Source organism: Microcoleus sp. (assembly GCF_049646505.1).
Classification (GTDB): domain Bacteria; phylum Cyanobacteriota; class Cyanobacteriia; order Cyanobacteriales; family Microcoleaceae; genus Microcoleus.
The window spans coordinates 1-4,307 of record NZ_JBARVX010000401.1 but is presented as its reverse complement, the minus strand read 5'-3'; the positions used below and the strand labels follow the sequence as shown (position 1 = coordinate 4,307).

Annotated in this window: 4 protein-coding genes; all 4 read right to left on the bottom strand. The window is 47.0% G+C overall.

The features are described 5' to 3' along the window. Positions 1-238 precede the first annotated feature (238 nt). The gene (locus tag WBA89_RS19980) at positions 239-415 is read right to left on the bottom strand and encodes a hypothetical protein (RefSeq protein WP_424408929.1); all 177 of its coding nucleotides are present in this window, start codon (positions 413-415) and stop codon (positions 239-241) included. Between the two features lie 12 nt (positions 416-427). Then, complete coding sequence (locus WBA89_RS19975; RefSeq protein WP_424408928.1) at positions 428-1,411, bottom strand: GntR family transcriptional regulator; 984 nt, start codon at positions 1,409-1,411, stop codon at positions 428-430. A gap of 529 nt (positions 1,412-1,940) precedes the next feature. Next, entirely contained in the window at positions 1,941-3,626 is a 1,686-nt protein-coding gene (locus tag WBA89_RS19970; protein WP_424408927.1) for an adenylate/guanylate cyclase domain-containing protein, read from the bottom strand. Positions 3,627-3,668: 42 nt separating this feature from the next. Continuing rightward, a partial coding sequence (locus WBA89_RS19965) for a M24 family metallopeptidase (RefSeq protein WP_424408926.1) occupies positions 3,669-4,307 on the bottom strand: 639 nt, incomplete at its 5' end.

Here is a 4,307-nt window from a genome sequence, read left to right as displayed (position 1 = left end):
CGCAAAATTTCTGCCAATATGGCTGAGGGAATTCGATCGGGCTTGAAGCTGCGCGCGGCCCGCCGGCTTTCGATCGCAGTTTTAACATTAATTGAAGGTTGGATTTCAATTGGCATGGGTTATTGGTAATTGGTAATTAGTCATTGGTCAGTAGTCAGTTGTTAGTTGTTAGTTGTTAGTTGTTAGTTGTTAGTTGTTAGTAGTCAGTTGTTAGTTGTTAGTTGTTAGTTGTTAGTAGTCATTGGGAATGGGAATTAACTAATGACTGTTGACTGTTGACTGTTGACTGTTGACTGTTGACTGTTGACTGTTGACTGTTGAGGGCGGGCACGGGGGCACCGCCCCTACAGACTGTTAACTGTTGACTGTTAACTAAGAGGGCGGGCACGGGGGCACCGCCCCTACCAACTGCCAACTGCCAACTGACTTACCCCAAACCCAACTCGCGCTTGAGCAAATTAATTGACTTAGAGCCGATGTAATTTTCAGAGCATATCAGTTGCGGGGGACGAATCAGATCCTCTCTGGCAGCGTTAATGGCAGCTTTTACTGTAGCAAAGCTCGGTTGGTCGCAGAAAATTGTTCTTGCCGATCGCACGATCGAGTTAATCTTGTAGGTATCCGACAGCAAAGCCGTCATCACCAGCAAATCCTCGCCCCGGATGCTGTGGATGATCACTTCGGTCGATCGCAGCATTCCCGGACTCAAGCTGACTAAACCCAAATAACTGTCTTTCGGCAAACCCCCCACTAACTGTATCTCCTGAACATAGTCGTAGATGTCTACGGGAATGACTCGCACCGAACGCGGCGCGGAAATTGATTCTGCTTCTCCGATAAAATATCGACTCGTGATCACAGTTCCCGAAGAGATTTGATCCAAAAAAGTACCTAGCTGTTCCATCGGCACTAATTGTATGGGAATGCGGAGAGCTTGTTCGAGTTCTTTCGCCATCAGCTCGCCCACGCCGATGTCTTCTGTGGGGGCTGTGACGACGACTCGCGCGCTGCACCGGAGCCGCCAGTCAATTTCGGCCAAAAATAATTCCCTCGCTTGGTTGAGCGTACAGCCCTGTCCCAGCAGTTGATCCATACTTTCTTGAACTATTCTGTTGGCGAGGGGATATTCTTCGAGGATCGCGGATTTGAGTTTGCTGCCGCCTTCGTGGCCTTGAGCGCGGACGTAAATGCCAGATCCGGCTTGGGCCTCTACCAGTCCGGTATTTTCTAGCTGTCGGTAGACTTTGCTGATGGTGTTGCGGTGCAAGCCCGTCTGCATCGCTAGTTGTCTGGTGCTCGGCAAGCGGTGTCCGGGCGGAAACTGGCGCGAGGCGATCGCAAACCTGATTTGATTGAATAGTTGCGTGGATGCGGGGATATCGCTATCTGTTTGAATATGAAATTGAACCATATTAAAGGCTCCGAGGACTTCAACTTAGTATTTTTATAACGTTGAGTACCGCGCGGGATTGCTCGGATATCTCTGTGTATAGCATAATCTGATTTGGTCGATATGTTACTGTCGTTTTGCTTGGCTGGCGATCGCAGCCACTTTCACACTCCCCGTAGGGACACGGCAATGCCTATTAGTGTCAACAACCAGGCTGAAACCCTTGAGAAATCTTGGTTTTACGCCAAGTCTAGATCCCCCTAAATCCCCCTTAAGAAGGGGGACTTAAAGAGGCTTCCTGTCCCCCCCTTCTTAAGGGGAGTAGGGGTCGAGTAGGGGGCAAGCTAAGGGGGGATCTGGCCTTAAGAGTCAAACAGCATTCTGTGACTGGGTTTGACGTTAAGTTGACACGACGAAAGGCTCTTGGAGTGTCCCTACAAGGGCTTTCTATGTACCTTACAAACAAGCGCAAAAGTGCTGTATCTCGCTTCGATCTCTTCGGATCGCGCTCCTAAAAAAACGCTTTTTATAAAATCGGGATGCTCCCTATTCACTCTCCGATTTCCATCTCCCTTGCTGTTTTCCTGCCCGTCAGCCAATAAGTCCGCATTTCCCCTTTCCCTTTAATCTCGATCTCGCCCCGGTCTTCAAATTCATATTTATCGTGCAGCAAGTTATAAGTATAGTGGCTGACTTGAATGCGGCCCGGTATGCCGTGAGATTCCATGCGGCTGGCTGTATTCACCGCATTTCCCCACAAATCGTAAATAAATTTTTTAGTGCCGATTACCCCCGCCACCACCGGGCCGCTATTAATCCCGATGCGGATCTGAAAATTCGCCTCTAGCTTCACATTTAATTCCTGAATTGCTACTAACATATCCAGTGCCATTTCGGCGATCGCCTCAGCGTGATCCGGGCGTTCAATCGGAATACCGCCCGCTACCATATAAGCATCCCCAATCGTTTTGATTTTCTCTAACCCGTGCTTGTCGCTGAGTTTGTCAAAAATTGAGAAAATTTCATTCAGCAAATATACTAATTGAGTGGCGGGCATCGTGGTAGAAATTTGGGTAAAATTCACCAAGTCAGCAAAAAGAATAGTTGCTTTTTCAAACTTGTCGGCAATTACCCCCGGTTCGTGCCGCAACCTGTCAGCAATGGGTTCTGGCAAAATATTAAGCAGTAAATCCTCAGTTTTTCTCTGTTCTTTCCTCAGTGCTGATTGCATCTTTTTGCGCTTGGTGATGTCGTGAAAAAATACAGAAATGCCGTCGTGACTGGGAAAAGCCCGGACTTCAAACCACACTCTTAAGGGACGGTAATATTTGTCAAAACTCACTCCCACTTGTTTGGCTACAGCTTCGTGACACTCGTCATAAAATACCGCACTGATTAAATCAGGAAACTCTTCCCAAAAATTTTTACCAAAAAGTTCTTCTGGCGAACGCTGCAAAAATTGCGATGCTTTGTAATTGACATAAGTAAACTGCCACTGAAGGTCGAGAGCAAAAAAAGCATCGCTCATTCCTTCTAAAAAATTGACAATTTGCTCGTCAGTAGAACGGAGTTTTGCTTCAACTTGTTTTTGTCTGAACTGCGCGCGCTTTAATTTAGCATAATTAATTCGCAACTCCATTTGGCTAATAACTTGCCTTCCTAAAGTCCGCAGCGCTTCTAGTTGTGCTGGGCTGAGATGGCGGGGGACTGTATCTATCGCGCACAAAGTGCCGATCGGGAAACCTTCAGGAGTTACTAGCGGTGCTCCTGCATAAAACCGAATATTGGGATTGGAAGTTACTAGCGGATTCCCCGCAAAGCGATCGTCTTCTAAAGCATTGGGTATAACTAGCAATTCGTTGGGATTTAAAATAGCGTGAGAGCAAAACGCTAATTCTCTCGGAGTTTCTGGCGCGTCCAAACCAACCTTTGACTTAAACCACTGTCGGTTAGCATCTACTAAGCTGACTAAAGCAATAGGAGTGCCGCAAATATAGGATGCTAAAGCTGTTAGATCGTCAAAAGCTGCGTCGGCATCTGTATCGAGAACATTGTAGCGGTGAAGTGCTTTGAGTCTCTCTTCTTCGTTGCTGGGCAAAGGTGCAGCTTGCATCGGCGGCGGCGATGATACACGGTTGCGAAAAATCCGCGCCAGTTTCCTTGCGGCGAATTTTTGGATTTTTGCTGCCAGTTTTTCAACTAGCATCAAAATACCTGTTTGCCAAGCTTTATTCATCTTTATTTGTTTTTTTACGCCTGATTGAACTGCGATCGATACTTATGCACTCACCGCAACTAACTCTTCAATTTCCTGAGCTTTCGCTGGTAGGTTCCCTGTTAATACTTCTCTACCCTCTTCGGTAACAAGTATATCATCTTCAATGCGTATTCCCCGCACGTCGGCGAATTTTTCCAACTCGTCCCACTTTACGAAGTCTTTATATTTGGCGCGATTTTCAGAGTTATTCAAAATTGCCGGAACTTGGTAAAATCCCGGTTCGATCGATACCAGCATTCCCGGACGCAAAACTCGATTCAGCCGCAAAAAACCCAACCCAAACCGACTGCTTCTCGTTCTTGGGGCTGCATAGCCAGCCAAATCGCCCAAATCTTCCATATCGTGAACGTCCAAACCGATTAAATGCCCGATGCCGTGGACAAAAAACAGCGCGTGAGCATCCATTTCTACCAAATCTTCAACATTCCCCCGCAAAATGCCCAAATCCACCAATCCTGCCGCTATAATTCGAGCAGCTAACAGGTGAATGTCTTGATATTCCGTCCCAGGACTAATTTTATCAATACAAGCATCGTGCGCTGCCAAAACTATATCATAAATTGCTCTTTGAGTTGGCGAAAACTTGCCCGAAACAGGCCAAGTGCGAGTCACATCTGCCGCCCATCCCATTGATGTTTC

Excerpts from the sequence above, each read along its gene's own strand:
- WBA89_RS19975 (WP_424408928.1), bottom strand. The coding sequence starts at position 1,411 with ATGGTTCAATTTCATATTCAAACAGATAGCGATATCCCCGCATCCACG.
- WBA89_RS19970 (WP_424408927.1), bottom strand. The coding sequence starts at position 3,626 with ATGAATAAAGCTTGGCAAACAGGTATTTTGATGCTAGTTGAAAAACTG.